This is a genomic window from Paenibacillus campinasensis (genome assembly GCF_002272015.1).
In the GTDB taxonomy this organism is placed as follows: Bacteria; Bacillota; Bacilli; order Paenibacillales; family Paenibacillaceae; genus Paenibacillus_AQ; species Paenibacillus_AQ campinasensis.
In genome coordinates this window covers 29,124-49,353 of the sequence record NZ_NPBY01000042.1, presented here as the reverse complement: position 1 = coordinate 49,353, position 20,230 = coordinate 29,124, and the positions used below count along the sequence as shown (strand labels likewise).

At 52.0% G+C, this 20,230-nt stretch carries 13 protein-coding genes; 11 read left to right on the top strand and 2 right to left on the bottom strand.

The window, feature by feature from the left end; genetic code table 11:
* Positions 1 to 152: 152 nt before the first annotated feature.
* From CHH67_RS13125 to CHH67_RS13105, 5 genes are all read left to right on the top strand, one after another.
* Positions 153 to 1,274, top strand: coding sequence for a DUF3048 domain-containing protein (locus CHH67_RS13125; protein WP_095265642.1), 1,122 nt, complete (start codon positions 153 to 155; stop codon positions 1,272 to 1,274).
* Between the two features lie 218 nt (positions 1,275 to 1,492).
* Positions 1,493 to 2,107: a DUF47 domain-containing protein gene (locus tag CHH67_RS13120; RefSeq protein WP_095265641.1), complete on the top strand. Its 615-nt coding sequence runs from the start codon at positions 1,493 to 1,495 to the stop codon at positions 2,105 to 2,107.
* 15 nt (positions 2,108 to 2,122) lie between these two features.
* Positions 2,123 to 3,112 carry an inorganic phosphate transporter gene (locus tag CHH67_RS13115; protein ID WP_095265640.1) on the top strand — a complete coding sequence of 330 codons (990 nt, stop codon included), beginning with the start codon at positions 2,123 to 2,125 and terminating at the stop codon, positions 3,110 to 3,112.
* Positions 3,113 to 3,245: 133 nt separating this feature from the next.
* Positions 3,246 to 4,205: a magnesium/cobalt transporter CorA gene (gene corA / locus CHH67_RS13110; RefSeq protein ID WP_095265639.1), complete on the top strand. Its 960-nt coding sequence runs from the start codon at positions 3,246 to 3,248 to the stop codon at positions 4,203 to 4,205.
* Between the two features lie 37 nt (positions 4,206 to 4,242).
* Positions 4,243 to 4,608: a YrhK family protein gene (locus tag CHH67_RS13105; protein ID WP_095265638.1), complete on the top strand. Its 366-nt coding sequence runs from the start codon at positions 4,243 to 4,245 to the stop codon at positions 4,606 to 4,608.
* Positions 4,609 to 4,737: 129 nt separating this feature from the next.
* Here the strand turns inward: CHH67_RS13105 and CHH67_RS13100 are convergent, their stop codons facing one another.
* On the bottom strand, positions 4,738 to 5,352 hold the full coding sequence (locus tag CHH67_RS13100; protein WP_095265637.1) for a hypothetical protein: 615 nt from the start codon (positions 5,350 to 5,352) through the stop codon (positions 4,738 to 4,740).
* A 294-nt stretch (positions 5,353 to 5,646) separates the two neighbouring features.
* Here CHH67_RS13100 and CHH67_RS13095 point away from each other — a divergent pair, with 294 nt between their 5' ends.
* The 6 genes from CHH67_RS13095 to CHH67_RS13070 all read left to right on the top strand — a co-directional run bounded on the left by CHH67_RS13095 (position 5,647) and on the right by CHH67_RS13070 (position 17,086).
* Positions 5,647 to 5,937, top strand: a complete 291-nt coding sequence (locus CHH67_RS13095) for a YerC/YecD family TrpR-related protein (RefSeq protein WP_095265636.1) — start codon at positions 5,647 to 5,649, stop codon at positions 5,935 to 5,937.
* Positions 5,937 to 6,707, top strand: coding sequence for a sirohydrochlorin chelatase (locus CHH67_RS13090; RefSeq protein ID WP_095265635.1), 771 nt, complete (start codon positions 5,937 to 5,939; stop codon positions 6,705 to 6,707). Before CHH67_RS13095 ends, CHH67_RS13090 begins: the two co-directional genes overlap by 1 nt.
* An 18-nt stretch (positions 6,708 to 6,725) precedes the next feature.
* On the top strand, positions 6,726 to 7,607 hold the full coding sequence (locus CHH67_RS13085) for a diacylglycerol kinase (protein ID WP_095265634.1): 882 nt from the start codon (positions 6,726 to 6,728) through the stop codon (positions 7,605 to 7,607).
* A gap of 485 nt (positions 7,608 to 8,092) precedes the next feature.
* A complete protein-coding gene (gene rlmD / locus CHH67_RS13080; RefSeq protein WP_095265633.1) occupies positions 8,093 to 9,760 on the top strand; it encodes a 23S rRNA (uracil(1939)-C(5))-methyltransferase RlmD in 1,668 nt (555 codons plus the stop codon).
* A 1,343-nt stretch (positions 9,761 to 11,103) separates the two neighbouring features.
* Positions 11,104 to 15,555, top strand: a complete 4,452-nt coding sequence (locus CHH67_RS13075) for an endo-1,4-beta-xylanase (protein WP_095265632.1) — start codon at positions 11,104 to 11,106, stop codon at positions 15,553 to 15,555.
* A gap of 259 nt (positions 15,556 to 15,814) precedes the next feature.
* Complete coding sequence (locus CHH67_RS13070; protein ID WP_095265631.1) at positions 15,815 to 17,086, top strand: copper amine oxidase N-terminal domain-containing protein; 1,272 nt, start codon at positions 15,815 to 15,817, stop codon at positions 17,084 to 17,086.
* A gap of 150 nt (positions 17,087 to 17,236) precedes the next feature.
* Here the strand turns inward: CHH67_RS13070 and CHH67_RS13065 are convergent, their stop codons facing one another.
* Entirely contained in the window at positions 17,237 to 20,227 is a 2,991-nt protein-coding gene (locus CHH67_RS13065) for a glycoside hydrolase family 48 protein (RefSeq protein WP_095265644.1), read from the bottom strand.
* Positions 20,228 to 20,230 lie beyond the last annotated feature (3 nt).

Genomic DNA, 20,230 nt, shown 5'->3' with positions numbered 1-20,230 from the left:
GATTTTAAATGTTTATTTTTGGACTATAGCCAATCTCGCTGGTTTTTCTTATGACAATACAGACAAAGCCCGTCATTTATGATTAAATGAATGTTGAAGTTTAAGTAAGGGTCTGAACTTACGCATGGGAGTGCGAAGCTAGGGGGAGAACGATGAGTCACAATGCCAATACACGAACGAAGTTAAGGTCGGTCTGGAAAATAGCGCTGTTATCCGCCGCAGCAGTTATGCTGCTGTCTGCCTGCAACAGCAATCCGAAGGAAGAGTCGCAGCCGGAAATCCCGGTCGCGGTGGAGACACCGGTTGAGGAGCCGGCAACGGCGGAGGGCGAGGCACCTTATACAGCTCCGCTGACAGGCATGCCATTGGAGGAGCCGGTTACGCAGCGGCCGCTTGCAGTCATGATCAACAACGCGCCGGCGGCCAGACCGCAGTCCGGTTTGGGACAAGCGGATATCGTGGTCGAGGTGCTGGCAGAAGGCGGGATTACTAGACTGGTCGGCATCTATCAGAGCCAGAGCGGCATCGATACCATCGGTCCGATTCGCAGCATCCGCCCGTACTTGATCGAGCTGGGCGAGAGCTATGGCGGATTGTTGGTCCATGCCGGCGGAAGCCCGGAGGCCTATGCGATCATTCAACAGCAGGGCAAGGCAGACCTGGATGAAATCGGAAACGCAGGTGCCTACTTCTGGCGGGACAGCTCCCGGAAGGCGCCGCATAATCTCTATGCCAGTGACGAGAAGCTGCGTGAAGGCGCGGACAAGCTTGGTTACAGCAGCGAGGTTCCAATTCCTGAATACACGTTCTATCCATCGGAGAATGCGGAATCCGGGGATGCGGTGGCCGTTTCGGGAGCGGAAGGCGGAGAAGCAGCAGCCAAGGTGGAGCTTACCTTTTTACTGAAAAATTATGTGGTCGGTTACGAATATGACCCGGAAGCCAACGTGTACAAGCGCACGATCAACGGCAACCCTCATATTGACCTGAATGATAATGAGCAGCTCAAGGCATCGAATGTGATGGTGCTTGGCGCTGATCATAAAGTGCTGGATGATGTCGGTCGTTTGGCCATCGACCTCGAACGCGGGGGCGAAGCGATGCTGTTCCAGAATGGCCGGGCGATCAAGGGGCAATGGGTCCGGGCTGCGGGCGATGTCATTCGTTTTGTGAAGGACGGGCAGGAGGTGCCGTTCGTTCCAGGCACAACCTATTTGAATATTGTTCCGAATGATCCTCCTTTTGAGAGCCATCTTACGATTACGAATCCGTAAGGGAGCGTAAGGATGAAACGCGGCAAATCGGGCACATTATGACAGAAATTACACTTGTTTTAACACCCTGTTTATGTCATGAATGATAATGAATGAGATTTCTGAAAATTTCTTTTCTATACACAGCTTCCATCGGATGTGATAAGATAATCAAGGTTGTCTAGACATCTTACCGTTTGCGTTCGCGGCGATTATCCACAAAAGGGGTTAAAAAGCACATGAGACTAAAGAAGAAAGATATATTCTTTCAAACACTGGAAAATATGGCCGATACGATCGTACAAGCCGCCGATTATTTCTCACAGCATGTGACCAAGCTTGATGATGTCCTTGAATTTGCGAATGAGATGAAGAAGTATGAATCGAAGTGTGATTCGTTCACACATACGATCATCACTGAACTCAACAAAACATTTATCACACCGATCGAACGCGACGATATTATGGATCTGGCAACCAGCATGGATGATGTAATGGACGGACTAGAGGCGACGGCATCCCGGTTCTATATGTATCAACTGGGTCAGCCGGATAATTACATGATTCAATTTGCAGAAATTTTGCGTCAGTCTGCTTATGAGATTCAGAAGGCGATTCATCTTCTGTCGGAGAAAAAGCTGCTGGCCATACGGGAGTACACGATCCGCCTGAACGATCTGGAGAACCAGGGGGATGAACTGCTCCGCATCTGCACGAAAGACCTGTTCGCCTCCGTATCTGATCCGATTGAGCTGATCAAGCGCAAGGAAATTTATGAGCGCCTTGAGACGACGACGGACACCTGCGAAGACGTAGCCAATATGCTTGAATCGATTATCATGCGTAATTCGTAAGGGAGTCCTGAATTCATGGAAACAACAATGCTTGTATTAGGTATCGTTATTTTTCTCGCTTTGGCGTTCGATTTCATTAATGGATTCCATGACACGGCCAATGCGATTGCCACTTCTGTATCGACCCGGGCACTGAAGCCCAGAACAGCGATTCTGCTTGCCGCTTCGATGAACTTTATCGGAGCGATGATGTTTACCGGTGTTGCCAAAACGATTGGCGGCAGTATCGCAGATCCGGCCGATCTGGACAACGGAATCCAGGTCGTTATAGCGACGCTGCTGTCGGCGATTATATGGAATCTTGTCACCTGGTGGTTCGGACTGCCGTCCTCCTCCTCGCATGCGCTGATTGGCGCCTTGGCCGGTGCCGTATTCGTTGGGGCGGGCAATGACAAGCTGAACTATTCCGGATTTACGGACATCGTGCTGGCGCTTATCCTGTCGCCGATTATCGCTTTTGTTGTAGGTTACAGCGTCATGCAGCTGCTGAAACTGATCTTTGCCAGACGGAGCCCGCATACGGTCAACAAAGGCTTTCGGACGATGCAGATCTTCACGGCGGCGCTGCAGTCTTTTACGCACGGCACGAATGATGCACAGAAAGCGATGGGCATCATCACCTTCGCGCTTGTAACCTCAGGCAAGCTGCAGGAGATGGAAGTACCGCTGTGGGTTAAAATATCCGCGGCAACCGCGATGGCGCTTGGTACATCGGTTGGCGGATGGAAGATTATTAAGACAATGGGAACGAAAATTTTCAAAATCGAGCCCATCAACGGGTTTGCAGCCGATTTTTCGGCGGCGTCGGTTATTTTTACAGCCACGCTGCTGCATCTGCCGATCAGCACGACACATGCCATCACGTCAGCGATTCTCGGCGTAGGGTCCGCGAAGCGGTTCTCGGCGGTGAAATGGTCGCTTGCCGGGCGTATCGTGGTAACCTGGTTCATTACGATTCCGATTACGGCGGTGCTTGCAGGCCTTATATTTAAGCTTCTTTTTTAGGTTTACATGACCATATAGAATGATGAACTTATAGAGGTACATGCCCCAAAGCCATTCGATGGAACGAATTGGCTTTTTTCTTTGCTTGGCGATATGATGAAACGTAAGCGATGCCGAAAGGAGACCGGACACTGTGATTCGTACACTGGCTGTCACCAAAAATCATGAAGTCGTCACAGGACGGCCGCTGGACCAAATGGATCGGAAAGAGTATGAATGGATTTGGGCCGATTTCAGCGGGCCGACACCGGAGGAGGCGAATTTGCTGGACGCCTACTTCCACTTTCATCCGCTGGCGGTGGAGGATTGCCTGCATACTTTGCAGCGGCCGAAGCTGGACTATTATGATGAGACGCAGTTTTTTGTGCTGCATGCGCTGCATCCGGATACGCTTGAAGCGGTTGAGGTGGATATTTTCCTCAGCCCATCCTGCATTGTATCCTTCCATCAGGATCATCTGCAGGAGATGGACGATGCCTGGGAGCGTGTAACGGCGATTGCGCGAGGCGGCAGTTTGGCGAGTTTTGGCCCCAGTTTTACGGCGTACACGATTATGGACAAGCTGGTGGATCAGTATTTTCCGGCCTTATTTGCGATTGAGGACGAGCTGGGTGAGCTGGAGAGCCAGGGGGAAGAACGGGATTCGATTGAGGATATGATGAACCAGGTGTTTGCCCTCAGATCGAGGCTGCTCCGGCTGCGGCGAACGGTGGTGCCGATGCGCGATCTGCTGTACCGGATTGTGAACTCGCAGCATTTGGAGAAGCACGCGCACCATGCTTATTTTTCCGATATCTATGATCATCTGCTGAAGCTGACTGATATGATCGAGGCTGACCGGGAGATGACCTCCGATCTCAGGGACAGCTACATCTCACTGAACTCCAACCGGATGAACAATATTATGAAAACGTTGACCGTGATTACGACCATCTTCATGCCGCTGACGCTTATTGCAGGCATTTACGGGATGAACTTTGAGGTGATGCCGGAGCTGGGGTGGCGGTACGGGTACCTGTTTGTACTGCTTCTGATGCTGTCGCTCGCAGGCAGCATGGTGCTGCTGTTTGTCCGCAGAGGCTGGTTTAAATAGGCGGCAAAAGGGTAAAGGCCCCAGAGGGGGGAGCCTGATGAAGCAAGAATCATGCAAACAGACGGATAGCCATCAGAGGAACGAATATGATGAGGCGCCGCCTCGCTTGCGGGCGCTGCGCCGGATTCGGCAGTCTTTACGACGCAAGCGCAGGCTGACCGTGACCAATCGGTACGAGGCCGGGATGATGATCAGCGAGCTGTTCACGGGCATGTTATTTGTAGCCGGGAGCATATGCTTATTTTATCCGGGTACGAGGCCGATCCCGCAGGTGCTGTATTTATTAGGAAGCATCTCGATGCTCCTGAGGTCTGGCATTCGGGGCTCGTACTGGTTCCGCCTGAAAGCGATTGACCGCGATGACAAGGAAGCGGCAGAGGATGCCGCGAACTGGAGCCGGTAATCGGTATGTAGGTAGAAACCCGCCCTAACAGGTATAGCATCTGCCAAGGGCGGGCATTGTGGAAACATGGAAGCTGCTCTCTGCCGGGAATGGGAGGAGCTATGTGCTTCGCTTTTTTTGCAGGCCCGTTTATCCCCGGCGTTTGCGTCTTGCTGCACCCGAGGATTTGCCAGCGCTGCCGGTTCGCTTCGTGCCGGATCTGCGGCGGCGTCTGCGGACCGTGTACTCGATAGCATCATCGTCGTGATCGGTATGGGCGACAGGCGGGGTTGCGGCTTTCTTTTTGCCCAGGGCACCGGTCAGCAGGGAGATCATGGGGGCCATTTGCTGTACACCCTGCATGATTTTCTGAACTTTGCCGATATTAGCCATGATGCCGTCAATGCCGCCCATCCGGTCGATGAGGCCTTTGACATCATTCATGTTGTTGATGCCAAGACCGGACAGCAGCCCGCCGCTGCCACCGCTGCCGCTGCCTCCACCGAACAGGCTGGACAGTCCACCCGAGCTGCTGTCGGGAGCCAAAGCCGCTGTGTTCATGGCTGTATCCGCTCCCGGAACCGGTGAGGCACTCGCCGGAATATCGGTGTAAGGATACACCGAGGAGGCTCCTACTTCGGGATATTCGCTGTATGGAGAGATGCCCGGGTAAGGCGTCGATGGCGGTGTTTCGGATGGCAGTGATTCATTGAGCGATCGTGTGGAAGCAGACCGTCGGTGATAATAGTGCGAATGACCAGACATGATATCACTTTCCTTTTTTGATTGATACTATACTGTATGATGAATGCCTACAATGGGTTTAGGCGTATGCCCGAATTGTCGGGATAGGAGCTGAATCGGGCGAGCGCCTATAGGGACCGCTGGGGATGAAGGCAGAAGCAGGATGCGCCTTGGCGGCCTGATTCGAGATGCGGTTGCCTGACCGGGTGGAGTCCTGCAGTGCGTGAAATCGTTAATGCTTGAAAAGACTGTATCCGCTCGGGTACAATGAGTATGCGAGTGTTATACACAGTAACAATAGGGGATGATCATCCAGTGCAGTTGAAGAAGTTAAATGATAAAAGTATTGATCAATTATTCGAGGCGATTTTGACGCTGAAAAATATCGAGGAATGCTACATATTTTTCGATGATCTCTGCACCGTTAACGAAATCCAGTCCCTGTCCCAGCGGTTAGAGGTGGCGCGGATGCTGGGCAAGGGTTGCACATACAACCAGATTGAAGCAGAAACCGGAGCCAGCACGGCCACCATTTCGCGTGTGAAGCGCTGTTTGAACTACGGGAACGACGGGTATAAAATGACGTTGGAGCGTCTAGGCCGCTAATGAGCACCATCAAGCCGGGGGTACTGGTTATCAGTCACGGCTCGCGTGAGCCGAAGTGGGTGTCGCTGGTGGACGAAGCTGTCGGGAAGCTGGCAGCCCGGCTCGATATGCCGGTCTATTCCTCCTATCTTGAGCTGGTGGAAGGGCGGCTGATTCAAGATGGCATTACCGCGCTGGAGTCTAAGGGCGTTACCGATCTGCTGGTCATTCCGCTGTTTATATCGGCAGGAAGCACACATGTGGATGAAATAGCCTACGCGATCGGCGCGAAGGACGTTCCCGAGCTGGAGACGGAGCTTGACCTGTTTCAGGTTCAGGCTCGTGTTCATTTTGGCACACCGATGGACGATGATCCGGACGTTGCCCTGATGGTATGGGATAAAGTTAAAGCGCTGTCGGTTCAGCCGGAGAAGGAGGTTGTGCTCCTTATCGGTCACGGCAGCAGGCATGGCAGTTTTCGCCGACGCTGGGAACAGGGCATGTCCTCGCTCGGCCGGCGTGTTAGCGAAATAAGTGGTACCAACGCGGATTATGCTCTGCTAAGTCCCGGCGATGTCCGGGATAAGGCCATTCTTTGGAAGGAGCGCGGCTGCGATGTCATCGTGGCTCCGCTTTTTTTAAGTGAGGGGTACTTTACGGAGAAGGTGATACCGGAGCGGCTCGCGGGTCTTAATTGCCGCTATTCGGGTCACACGCTGCTTCCTCACCCGCTGCTTACGCAGTGGATGGAGTCTCAGGCGGTCCATCTTCTGCAATCCTTGAATTTGTAAATAGGTGGCGTATCCTTGATGAGAAATGCAAGATTGATATATAACCCGACCTCCGGGCGGGAGGAAATGAAGCGTAGGCTGGCCGACATTCTGGATCGGCTGGATGGTGCGGGTATCGAGGCCTCCTGCCATGCAACAACGGGGGAGGGCGACGCGACGCGCGAGGCAGCCGAGGCGGTAGAGCGAGGCTATGATCTTGTCATCGCTGCGGGCGGTGACGGGACGCTGAACGAGGTCATCAACGGGATGGCGGGCAAGGATAACTTGCCTCCGCTCGGGATCTTCCCTGTAGGAACGACCAATGACTTTGCACGTGCGCTTGGCATTTCGAAGAACTGGGAGGAATACTGTGACCTGGTGATCCGAAACCAGACGCGGGCGATTGATGTCGGGAAGGCCAATGACCGCTATTTTATCAATATTGCCGGAGGCGGCACGCTGACCGAGCTGACCTATGAGGTTCCAAGCAGGCTGAAGACGATGATCGGACAGCTGGCTTATTATTTGAAGGGAATCGAGAAAATGGTCAGCCTGGCGCCGCAGGAGCTCATGATTCAGGCCAACGGCCATATGCCGATTCATGATGAATTCATGCTGTTTCTCATCGCCAACAGCAACTCGGTCGGCGGCTTCGAGAAGCTGGCTCCGGGAGCCAGCATCGACGATGGCTTGTTCGATGTCATCGCGCTGCGCAAATGCAATCTGGCCGAGTTCGTCCGCGTGGCTACACTCGCCCTGCGCGGTGAGCATGTGCATGACAAGAAGGTGGTTCACTTCCGCACCGACTATATGGAGGTGGTCTCTCCGGGACAGGTTCAGCTGAACCTGGACGGCGAGTTTGGCGGTGTGCTGCCCGGCACGTTCCGCATTCTGCCGCAGCATCTGCGTATTTTTGCATGATGATACGTGAGGGTGAACTTGGAAGTTGCCGCATGCATGGTGGACGTTCAGTCGTGGAAGATTGCGATGGTGGACGGCAGTATGAGCGGTAGGTTGAAAATTGCACTGGCGGCAAGGGAACCCGGACCGCCCGCAATAGATTGAATATGGAACAACGCTCCCGTATAATGATGGACGGAGAGTAGTGTAGTGGCAAGGCTCCCTTGAGGGAGCTTTTTATTTTGACGGGATCTGGCTATGCTGGTTATATGGTGTGGAGAGTGTAACCGGAAGGCCAGGTTCATGGGTGTCAGTTGTGAGAGTGGAAAGCAGCGGCCATATGAGGCCGTTCGATAGAATAACGGTATTGATAGAACAAGTGTACTGATAGAACAAGAGTACCGATAGAATAAACGACAGCCCGCGCGTTCGGGGCGATCATATATCATGCCTTTGATGAATAGGCAACATATGAACAAGTTAAATGAAAGAAGTGACAATCCATTATGAACAAAAACCGCAGTGGACGCAAAGCGCGCCCCGGCAGCCCATCAGCAGCATCGGCAGCGCTTGCCGGACTGCCGGTTGCGAAGAACGATGAAGTGGTCATCGATATTATCGGAATGAATCATGACGGAGAAGGCGTGGGCCGCGCCGACGGCTATACCTTGTTCGTGCAGGGAGCACTGCCGGGAGAGAAGGTCCGTGTCAAAGTACTCAAGACCAAGAAACAGTACGGTTACGCGAAACTGCTGGAGCTGGTCGAAGCGAGCCCAAGCCGGATCGCTGCCCCATGCCCGATCTATGACCAATGCGGCGGATGCCAGCTGCAGCATATGGACTACACCGCACAGCTTGACTGGAAGCGCCAGCTGGTGGTGGACAACCTGGAGCGGATCGGGAAGCTGACGGTGCTTCGGGAGCCGCAGGTATCAGGTGAGGCAGAAGAGGGGGAACAGGCAGAACTCTTGGCAGGGGAAGCTGCTGGACGGGGCGATTCCGCTAGCTTGGATCAGGCAGTGGTAGGCGTAGGCCAATCGGCAGAGGGATCAGTGACCGGGAGTCAAGCCACAGGGAAACTCTCCGCAGGAGAGAATGCCACAGGAAGTTTGACAGCCGGGGCTCAATCCACAGAAGATCCAAGGGACGGCATTCGGGTTCTTCCGACGCTTGGCATGAGCAACCCGTGGCGCTATCGCAATAAGTCGCAGGTTCCGATCGGTGTAACGGAGGGCGGCCTTGTCGGCGGTTTCTATGCCAGAGGCAGTCATCGCATTATCGATATGGAAGCCTGCCTCATTCAGCATGAGCACAATGACGAAGTGGTGAGCCGCATTAAGGAGCTGGGCCGACGTCTTGGCATTACCGCATATGATGAGGAGACCGGGAAGGGGCTGCTGCGCCATGTGGTGGTGAAGATCGGATTTGCCACACAGGAGATGATGATTGTCCTTGTGACGAACGGGGACCGGATTCCGCATGCAGATGAATGGATCGCAGCTATCCGCAAGGAGCTTCCTGCTGTCGTCAGCATCTGCCAGAATGTGAATACGCGCAAGACGAATGTCATCTTCGGCGATGTTACCCGTGTATTATGGGGAAGCGAAGTCATTCATGACTATATTGGGGATGTGAAGTTTGCGATTTCGGCCCGATCTTTCTACCAAGTGAATCCGGTTCAGACGGAGGTCCTGTACAGCAAAACGGTGGAGTACGCCGGACTGACCGGCAACGAGACCGTCATCGATGCCTATTGCGGCATTGGCACGATCTCGCTGTTCCTGGCCCAGCATGCCAAGAAGGTATATGGCGTTGAAATTGTAAAGGAAGCCATCGAAGACGCCCGCGCCAATGCGATATTGAACGGGATGGATCATGTCGAGTTTGCGGTCGGCGCCTCCGAGGAAGTCATTCCGAAGTGGAAAGAGCAGGGGATCGAGGCCGACGTCATCGTCGTCGATCCCCCGCGCAAGGGCTGTGACCCTCGCCTGCTGGACACGATCCTGCAGATGAAGCCGGAGCGGGTCGTGTATGTAAGCTGCAACCCTTCAACGCTGGCCCGCGATTTGCGGATTCTGGAGGATGGCGGCTACCGCACCGTCGAGGTGCAGCCGGTGGATATGTTCCCGCATACGGTGCATGTGGAGAGTGTTGCGTTACTCGTTCGAGAATAATACAGATCGAAAACCCCTTTTATGTCAAGGGTTTTAGATGTGTAACCGATTGTTGGTTCTGAATATAACAGGTGAGGGTATAAGCAAATGATGTGAATTTGAAGTGAAACTTCTTATTAAGCTACAATAAATAGTGATAATTTCTACACAAAAATAGACACTCAGCCAAATTAACCGAGTGTCTTTTTGCTATTCGTTTCTTTACGTGTGGAAAATAGTGAATCCAATTTATCGGCCGCTGCTTGGTCAGCGGATCGTAAAGCATGGCCGTATATGTTCATAGTTGTCGTTTTCCACGACAGAAATCGTATATGATAATGTTAATCAAGAGATACTGGTTGATGGCGAGGTGCTAGATGTTGAAAGCATGGAAAACTCGGTTCGTCCACGCAGTGATACTGGCGGGGTGCCATCTATCTGCCACTATTACAGTAATTCTCAAATGACAAGCTATACGTTTCGATGCTATGAATCAATGAATTATATAGCAAATTTCAGAAGTGCAGTTGATCGTGCAGAAGATGCTTATACCTATATTAACAGACTATAATATTAATTAGGTGATATAATGTTCTTAAATATTCTAATTGGACTCGGTTTTATTGGACTTGTATTTTACTGTGTGATATCTGCATATAAGAATGACAGGACTCCGAAGGCAATCTCAAACAACATCTTTATAACGTTATGTTTAATTGTAATTTCATTTTTATTAGCAGAACGATTCAACGGTTTATTCTTATTGGTAATAGTTAGCGTGGTTGTTTTGTTGCATAACGTTACTGTCTTATTTGGAAAACGGAATAAATAACTGTTCTCAAAGGCTAATCAAAACAATAGCTCTATGCTAGAGCCTGTTATAAAAATGTTGAAGAATTGGAATAAGAATATTAGCTTTGGTTTCAGTAACGCTCATATAGAGGTACTCGCTTATCATATATTTTGAATTATTATTCTGGGCTTCGGTATTAATATCTTTTGGGGTTATTTTTTGACAGGCTATCTATAAAATCCTTCGCTTAATATCACTTTTGTTATCATAACTATTTGAAAGACGCTGGGAAAGAATGAACCCAGCGTCTTTTTTGCAGTCTGCCTCTTATTCGATAAGGATTCCCGAATTAATTTATCTGCCGCGGCCTGATCAGGGGGACGGAGAGCATGTCCGCCCGCGTATCAGACTTGGAATAGTTCTGTAAAAAACTAGGCTTCACCTTTAGTTTGGAGTAAGATTTCTCTTTCATGAAGTGGTATTATCTGGGGGGAAAGGAGGCTGGTTACAGTAAATTATGTAAGCGCTTTTACATGACTTCTAAAAAATTAGTGTGGGGTGAATGCTTCGAATGAGGAAATCATTTAAGCGGGTCGTTTCGGGGATGCTCGCAGCGGCTCTGCTTCTTCCGGTCGGTTGGATTGCTCCGGCAATCAACGCTGTAGATCCAGTGGGATCTAACTCACAAATCGTATATCAAGAAACATTCCAGAATGGCCAGGGCATGGCAACGCAATCAGGCGGTGCCCAGCTGGACGCAGTAACAGGCAAGCCATTTGGCGGCAATGATGATGGAGCTGCTTTAAGAGTTAGTAACCGGTCCAATAACTGGGACGGCGTGGACTTTGCCTTCGATGACCTTGGTTTGGAGTTGGACAAAGAATACAATGTAACCGCTTCCGTTTATGTTGACGAAGATCCTGACGCCCCTGCAGCAGGGAAAGCTGTCCTTGAAATTGTAACTAACAAGGGAATCGCTGGCTCGGAGGCATACCGAGGGATCGGCTCTTCAGACTTTAAAGCAGGAGAAGGTATTTTACTGTCTGCAGATCTCACCGTTACCAGTGTCGTCAATACAGCTCTGCAAATCAAGTCTGATGATGCTGGGAAGGAGGTCGACTTCTATATCGGGGATATCACGATCACCCAAGTAGAAACACCTGTCGAGCCCACTGTAGTCCTTAACCAAAGCTTTGAAGACGGAAATACCGGAGGCTGGAGCAAGCTGTCTTGGGGTTCGAACGGGGATACTGCGGTCGTTGACGATGTAGCCTCCGAGGGTACGAAATCTCTGAAGTTCTTTAACCGTGCGGATGAGAAGGCAGTTCCAGCTCTCGTACTTACGGACAAGATGAAATCCGACCGGAAGTATGATATTTCGCTCAAGGTGAGACTCGGTTCAGGTGAAGGCGAGTTCCATCTGGCTTCCAAGGTGGACTCTGAAATATTAGCCGATGACCAGAAGTACCCTTGGCTTATAGGCAACAGGCTTGTAACCGCTTCCGACTGGACGCTGTTTGAAACCAAGGGCTATGAAGTTCCTTCTAGAACGAATGAGTTCATCATTTATGTTGAACCGTCGGGCAATGCGCTAACCTCAGATATTTACATTGATGAAGTCATCATCACCGATGTGACACCTGGACAAACGGAACCGGAGATTGTTGATCAAACGGGCATATCTGCAGACTTTGAGAATGGTCTGGATGGATTCAAAGCACGGAACGGCCGTGAAACGGTAGTCCTTTCCCAAGACGATAATCATACACCTGGCGGCACACAAAGCTTGCTTGTGACAACTACGGCACAATATGATGGAGCTTTGGTTGATGCAGCTGGAAAAATGGCAAAGAATCACGAATATGAGCTGTCCGCTTGGGTGAAAATGGCACCTGGCCAAGCGCCTACCACGCTTCGTATCAGTGTTCAATATGCGGATAGCGGCTTTGCAAACGTGTCACAAAATGCAACTGTTACAGATCAAGAATGGGTACACCTGACAGGTAAGTATACACTCACGACAACTCCAAGCGTACTCAACGCTTACATTGAAACGGCAAACAACGACGGCGGAAACCGGACCTTCTTCTTGGATGACTTTGTCCTGAAATATTTGGGCCCTGTAGCTGCCGGGCCTCCGATTCAAGAAAATCTGCCTAATCTCAAGGATGTTTACAAGGATGATTTCCTGATCGGCAACATTGTTAATCCGTCTAGCTTTGACGAGACAAGGCTCAAGCTTCTGAAGAAGCACTACAATGTCGTTACGTTTGAGAATGACATGAAGCCGGATTATGCCTATGGCACAGACAGACAATTTGATTTCACGGCAGAAGATGCCCTTGTCCAGAAAGTGCAAGATGCAGGCTTTGATTTGCACGGTCACGTGCTTGTATGGCATGCGCAGTCACCTACCTGGCTTCATACTGCAGCGAACGGTCAACCATTGAGCCGTGATGAAGCTCTGGCCAATCTGAGAACGCATGTGAAAACGGTCGTTGAGCACTTTGGTGACCAAGTTATTTCCTGGGACGTTGTTAACGAAGCCATGAACGATAACCCGCCTAATCCGGAGGACTGGAAAAATGCCTTGCGTAATTCAGGCTGGTTGCAAGCCATCGGCCCTGAATTTATTGAGGAGGCATTCCTTGCGGCCAAAGAAGTCATTGACGATAACGGCTGGGATATCAAGCTATACTACAATGACTACAACGATGACAACCAGAATAAATCTACAGCCATCTACAGCATGGTGAAGGAGATCAATGAGAAGTACGCCGCAAAACACCCTGGCGAGAAACTGATTGACGGCATCGGCATGCAGGCCCACTACAATCTGGGCACGAGATTGGACAATGTCAGGATGTCGCTCGAACGTTTCATTTCCTTGGGTGTGGAAGTCAGCGTGACCGAATTGGATATCATGGCAGGCACCAACTCTGTCATCACTGAAAAAGAAGCGAAGCAGCAGGCCTACTTGTATGCCCAGTTGATGGATCTCTACAAGAAGAACAGCGAGCATATTCCGCGTGTTACCTTCTGGGGGTTAAGTGACGGCACCAGCTGGAGAGCCGAGCAGAATCCAACCTTGTTCGATAAGGATTTTCAAGCCAAAGAAGCATTCTACGGGGTCGCTGATCCTGAAAAGTACCTGAGGGAAAATCCGCCCGAAGAGCTTGAATACAAGAAATCAAGCGCGCACTATGGGACACCGTCCATTGATGGTGCTGTAGACAGCATATGGAGCAAAGCTCCTGAATTGAAACTGGATACGAAGCAAATGGCGTGGTCAGGTGCCACAGGAACAGCAAGAGCACTGTGGGATGACGACAATCTGTATGTGCTCGTTCAAGTCAGAGACGATCAACTGAACAAAACCAACCCGAATCCGTGGGAGCAAGACTCCGTTGAAGTATTCGTCGATGAAAATAACGGAAAAACGGCGAGCTTCCAAGACGATGATGGGCAATACAGAGTGAACTTCGAGAACGAGGCTTCCTTTAATCCGGAGCATATCGCCGCAGGATTTGAATCCAAAGTCTCCGTGGCCGGTACCAACTACACGGTGGAGATGAAAATTCCGTTCAAAAAGGTGAAGCCTGCGAACAATGTCATCATCGGTTTTGATGCACAGATTAATGATGCCAAAGACGGCAACAGAATCAGTGTGAACGCATGGAACGATCCATCCGGTCAAGGCTACCAGGATACTTCCGTATTCGGTGAATTGACGCTGATTGGCAAACCTTCTTCCGGCGGCAACAACGGCGGAGGCAACAACAATGGAGGTAACCATGACGGCGGCAGTGGCGGATCGGGCTCAGGGACTACGCCCCAGCCTCAACCTCAACCCCAGCTTCCAGGAAACGACTCCGTGATTGTACCGGATATTAAAGTCGAAGATGGGACAGCCACAGCAACCATTTCGAGCGAGAGCCTGAATAAGGCTATTGCACAAGCTTCCCCGGATGCCAATGGCAGGAAACAGATAGCCATCGAAGTGCCGAAGCAAACAAATGTACAATCCTATGTTGTGCATTTCCCGACATCAAGCCTGCAGAGCAGCGATAAGGTGGAGTTTATGCTTAAGACAGAACATGCAGCACTTCACATTCCGTCCAACATGCTGTCTACTATCACGGAACTAGCAGACCAAGTCTCTATTCAGATTAACAAAGTCCCGGCAGATCGCTGGAGTACAGATGTTCGCGCTAAAGTGGGCAGCCGTCCGGTGATCGATCTAAGCGTAAAGTCTGGGGAGCGTGTTCTGGCCTGGAACAACCCTGCGGCGCCTGTAACGGTATCCGTTCCGTACACCCCGGCTGCACAGGAGCTTGTCAATACAGATCAAATCGTGGTTCTTAATATTGACAATCAAGGACAGGAAACAGCGATACCAAACGGACGATATGATGCCAAGTCCGGCTCGGTTGTGTTCATAACAACGCAATTCAGCACCTATGCTGTTGCCTACGTAACCAAGTCTTTTGCCGATGTACAACATGTGCTGTGGGCAAAACAAGCAGTCGAAGCAATGGCTGCACGCGATATTATCAAAGGAATCACGGAAGACAGCTTCGCTCCTGCGGCTTCCATCACGAGAGCAGACTTTATCGTCTTGCTTGTCAGAGCACTTGAATTGAAAGGCTCGGGCACGAGCACGGCAGCCTTCAGCGATGTACAGCCAACCGCTCACTATGCACAGGCCGTGGCTATTGCCAAAGAGCTTGGTATCGCATCCGGATTCGAAAATAACACATTCAAACCTGATAGCAGCATATCCCGTCAAGATATGATGGTTCTGACGGCGAAAGCCCTGAAGGCAACTGGTAAGCCAACTGCCAGCAACGGAAATCTAGTTCCTTATTCCGATGCTGCAAGCATCTCCACTTACGCCAAGGAGAGTGTAGCCTCCCTTGTGGGAAGCGGAATAGTCAACGGCAAGAATGGCAAGATTGCACCAGCAGAACCATTGACGCGTGCTGAAGCAGCGATGGTTCTCTACCGGATCTGGAAAATGTAACTGTAACGTTCAATGAAGTCGGCTCCCCTGCATTCACCAAGTAAGGACTGAGGGACAGGGGGAAACGCGAACAGCAAGGCAGCGACTTTAGTCTGGTTTTAAGCATGGCTATGCAGCTATTGTTTTCGTGAATGGGCTTAGGCTACACCTGACCTTGGAGGGATAAACAGGCTTTGGGAAGTCGCGACTTTGGGGCGATTACGCGGCAATCACTTCTGTGCTAACATCGAGTGGATATGTATGGAAAAGGAGTGAACTCATGTATCTTTCATTATCCCGGAGCGCCCGAGCCAGATGGTGGATCACAGCCGGCTTGTTGATGCTCGGAATGATTCTGCTTAGCTTTGTGAATGTGAAGACGTCCCATGCTGACCTGAAGCCGATCGATGTGTTCGTCAATGACGAGCAAATTGCATTCAGCATCGACCCGGACATTAAAGGGGGAACAACCATTGTCCAGATGCGCCCGTTCTTTGAAGCGCTGGGCATGGAAGTGACTTGGAGCCAGAAAGATCAAACGGTATCTGCGGTCAAAGAAGGAGTCACCATCCTTCTGCCACTGAACAGCACAACCGCGAAGGTGAACGGGCAGTCGGTGAAACTGGACCGTCCGGCAACGACGGTCAAGGGACATACGCTGGTTCCGCTTCGATTCGTCAGCGAATCGACCGGCGCCTTGGTTCACTGGAACGGCGTGCATCGGGAAATTATCGTATATACCTATGAATACGTAACTTCCTATGGCTTGACGATGGAGGAGGTCGAAGAACTCCTTAAGGAAGCGCAAGCGCAAATAAATGCTGAGCATACAGCTGCCAAGGAAGCAGAACAAGCAAATCCATCCATCGTGCTCCCGCCTGTCGCTCAAGACAATGGAGGCCCTGTCCAATTAAATCAGCTGCGGGGCATGTATTTCGGAGGAGCGTATGACTATGGCGGCTATCAATGCGGCGGAGTATGCTGGCTGTTCTACACGTTCCTTCCTGATCAAAAGGTTGTCGTTGGCGAGCCGAAGGGAGGCGGACCGGAGACGATTGACTGCAGTAAGGATAACTGCCGGTCATACTCGATCAAGGACGGCATGCTGCAAATCAGCGGTGAAGAGCCGCTGCCGATTGCCATTAACAAAGATGGGGAATTGGAAATTAACGACGTAGCTATGCGCAAAGTGGTGCCTTTGCCAGACGGCACAAAGCTCGGCGGAGAATTTATCTCCCAGGGCTATACGGGTCTGGTCGGTATTACGCCATACGCGACATCCTGGACGAATTACATGACCTTTTATCCGGACGGTTCGTTTACTAGTGATCAATCCTCGCTAGCTTCGCTTGATACCGGTAATGCACGCACCGACGCGTCATCCGTCCGCGATTCGGTCAAAGGGACGTATAAAATCCAGAAAAATACAATCATCCTGACTTACACTGACGGCAAGGTCGAACGCTTTGTATTTGTGGTGCCGCCACAGCGTACCGAGGATCGGTTCTACGTGCAGATCGGGAACCAAAGCTTTCACATCGAAATGGAGTAGCTTGAGCTGCCTTTATGTTCAGGGCAGGCACAATCATTCGGAGCAAGAACGCGAAAGTGTCCCAAAGACACTGACAACGGCAAGACCCGGCAGGGGTTATCTCTGCCGGGTCTTTTTCAGTTTGGAGCTCGAGTTATTTGCCAGTTCGCATTATGGTTCGAGCCCCCATACAAGTTGCCCGCCCACATAGAGCGGAACGCGCTCCCATTCGGTGTACGAGGTTTTGGTTGGGTCATAGGAGAAGTCGTTCGCTTGGTTGTAATTCGACCAGTCGTTCTTGTTGAAGCGAATCTGGATTTCGCCGCTGTCTGCGCCAGGCGCAAGCGTTCCCGCGCCGGGCGCGAAGGAAACCTCCAAATAATAGTCGGCGCCGGACGAAGCTTCATCCAGCTTGACGAAGGTGCCCCTCACGTTACCGCTGCCGATGACCGCATAGTCGCAGTGGAACTCCTGCGGCCTGTCCCCATCGACGGTAAAGTAGTAGCGCAGCTTGACATCGCTTAGATCAATGCTCTCATCGCCGGTGTTGGTAATCCGGAATTGGGCACGGATCTGATTGTCGGTGGAATTGGTGTTGTTCGTGCGATAGAGCAGCTTCAGGTCACCTTCCGCCGGTACGGGAGCGGCTGTTGGCGTCGCGCTGGCTTCGACCGAGTTCGGACTAGCGCCCGCTGCATTGGCAGCGCTAACCACATAATAGTACGTACGGTCGTTGACGACGTCCAGATCAACATAGCTCGTTTCAGAGACGGTTGCGATCTCCGTATAAGGACCGCCACTCGTTTCGGCCCGCTTCACGGTGTAGCTGTCCGCGCCGCTCGTTCTGCTCCAGGACAATGACACTTGAGCGTCCCCGGCGTCTGCTTTCAGGTTCCGAGGTGCTTGAGGAGCCACGGGTTCAACTGGGCCGCTATCGCCGCCGTTGATCAAACGGTCGTATTCCGCATAAGCTGTAGCCATATCAACCTGGGACCAGAAGCGGTGATAGGTAAACTCTGGTGCGCCGTTTTCCCACTGCCCAGTTTGCGGATTCCAGGATGTAGTGTATTTGTCTTCCAGGTAGGGCCAGGAAGGGTCGTTCTTGATGTCCGGACGGAGATCAGAGTAACTGATATACACGCCGTTGCCGCCTTTAGCCGGATCGGAAGGAACGGCGTTTGTCCCTGGGATTGTATTGCCTTGTCCGAACGTGCCGCTCCAGCCGGCCGGGAAGTAAATTTCCTTGGTGAAGTAGCGGTAGTAATCGCCGCGTGCCTCCGGTTTGACAATGCCGATACCGTCATTGTAATTCCAAGCGGTATCGAGCAGCGCCTTGGCTAACTGCTCTGCTTGCTGTCCAAGTGCGGTGTAGCTGCCGCTTTCCGCCTCTGTAGCAGCGGCAAAGAAGGTCAGCGCTTTAATGTAGCTGCCCAGTACACCAACGTCCTGGCCAGGATTTTTGGTCACGACGCGAAGCTCCGGATTGCCCGTGAAGCTGCCGAATCCGTTCCAGGTATCCGGTTGGCCCCGCCATTCCAGATCGCTCGGAATCCAGAAATCGCCTGGCGCCGGCGTGGTCGCGATTTGCGGATTATGTCCGCCAAGCACCCGGTTGCCTTGCGGGTCCAGATAGTAGCCGTCGGCATCGGTAACCGGTTTGCTGTCCACAAATACATAATCCATCGACCAGTCGATCCAATTGGTAACGACCTGTTTGGCCATCTGGAAATTCTCGGACGACGTATCCCCGTTCGAAGCGAGAATATAGTAGTATTCTGCGATCCGTTCCACCGGCCAAGCCTGCATGCCGAACCAGTTGTTGGACGGCGGATCATGGTATACCGGGGCATCGTCGTAAGCCATGCCGTAGAACGTGCTCGTTCCAGCCGGATACGCCTGATAAGAGCCGCCCCAGCTGTTGGTTGCGCCGCCGGCGATTGCCCCTTCAGCCGATTGCAGCCAGGTGTAGAATTCCAGCTGGCGCTTCAGCGAAGTGGTCCAGTCCTGCCCGGCGGTCGGGGAGTCCGGAACCAGACCGCTGTCCGGATCCGAGAGCGCATGGGCGGCCATAACGTTCTGGTAACCCTGATGCATGTGGCTGGCTCCGATCCGCCAAGCCCAGTTGCCCGTTTGTCCCAGGCCGCCGCCCCAGGACGTGTACCAGGCCATCAGGTAATGGCTGGCGTCTTTGCCCGTTCCGGCGGCCGGGCTCCCATCTGACGCGCTGCCGATTTGCTGGAAGTACTTATCGTACATGCCGTAACGAAGATAATCGCCCATTTTTTTCGCTTTGTCAAAATAGACCTCATTGTCATAACCAAGCTGCTTCGCCCAATACATGGCCTGGATGGCCCGGGCGTCGGCGTCGGTCGCATTCGTGTAGCGCCATTGCGCCGCCGGAGCCTGGTTCTCTTTCGTGAACAGGCTCATGAAGCCTTCGCCGGCTTTGCCGAAGGACTTGTCATCCTGCGAAGGATGCGGAATCGCCTCCCAGACGGACTCCTGTTCACCACGCTGGAACGTGTTCACATAGGTAGCGATATGCCCGGGGTTCAGCAAATTCCCGTAGCCGTACCAGTTGTCAACATCAAGCAGCCAATGCATCAGGTAGGTCTGGTTGTCTCCATAGGTTGCCTTTAGCTCGGCGTCCAGCGGGTCTCTGCCAGCCGCGTACTGGCCGGAAAGCTCGCTTGGATATTGATCCGGCTGCGGATATTCCGCCGCGTAGGTTGCTGGACTGTTCGGATTGTAGTAGCTCATCGTCGGCTGCTCTTCGTTGCCGTCGCCTTCGTTGACCGGGATAATGTACTTCTCCATATTGTCCCAGGCGGCTTCAAGCTGGCTCCAGTCTCCGGTGTAATACCCGTACAGTACTTCGAGCCACAGCCAATAGCTGTACGCCTCCGAGGTTGTCATATGCCCGTAGTCGGGCGCTTCGCTAATCAAGGTTTCGATGGAGTGATAGGGAATGCCCTCCGGGGAGAAATAGCCGTTGCCTGGGTCTTTCAGCTGATTATACAGCTGAAGGAAACGGTCTGCCTCGGGAGAAGCGGACGCGGCCTGGGCTGTCCCGGAACCGAACAGCCCGGTCGTAATCAAAGTGAGAAATAACACCGCGCTCATCAGGACGGAAGCAGGTCTCTTGCATTTGGTCCAATGCATCAT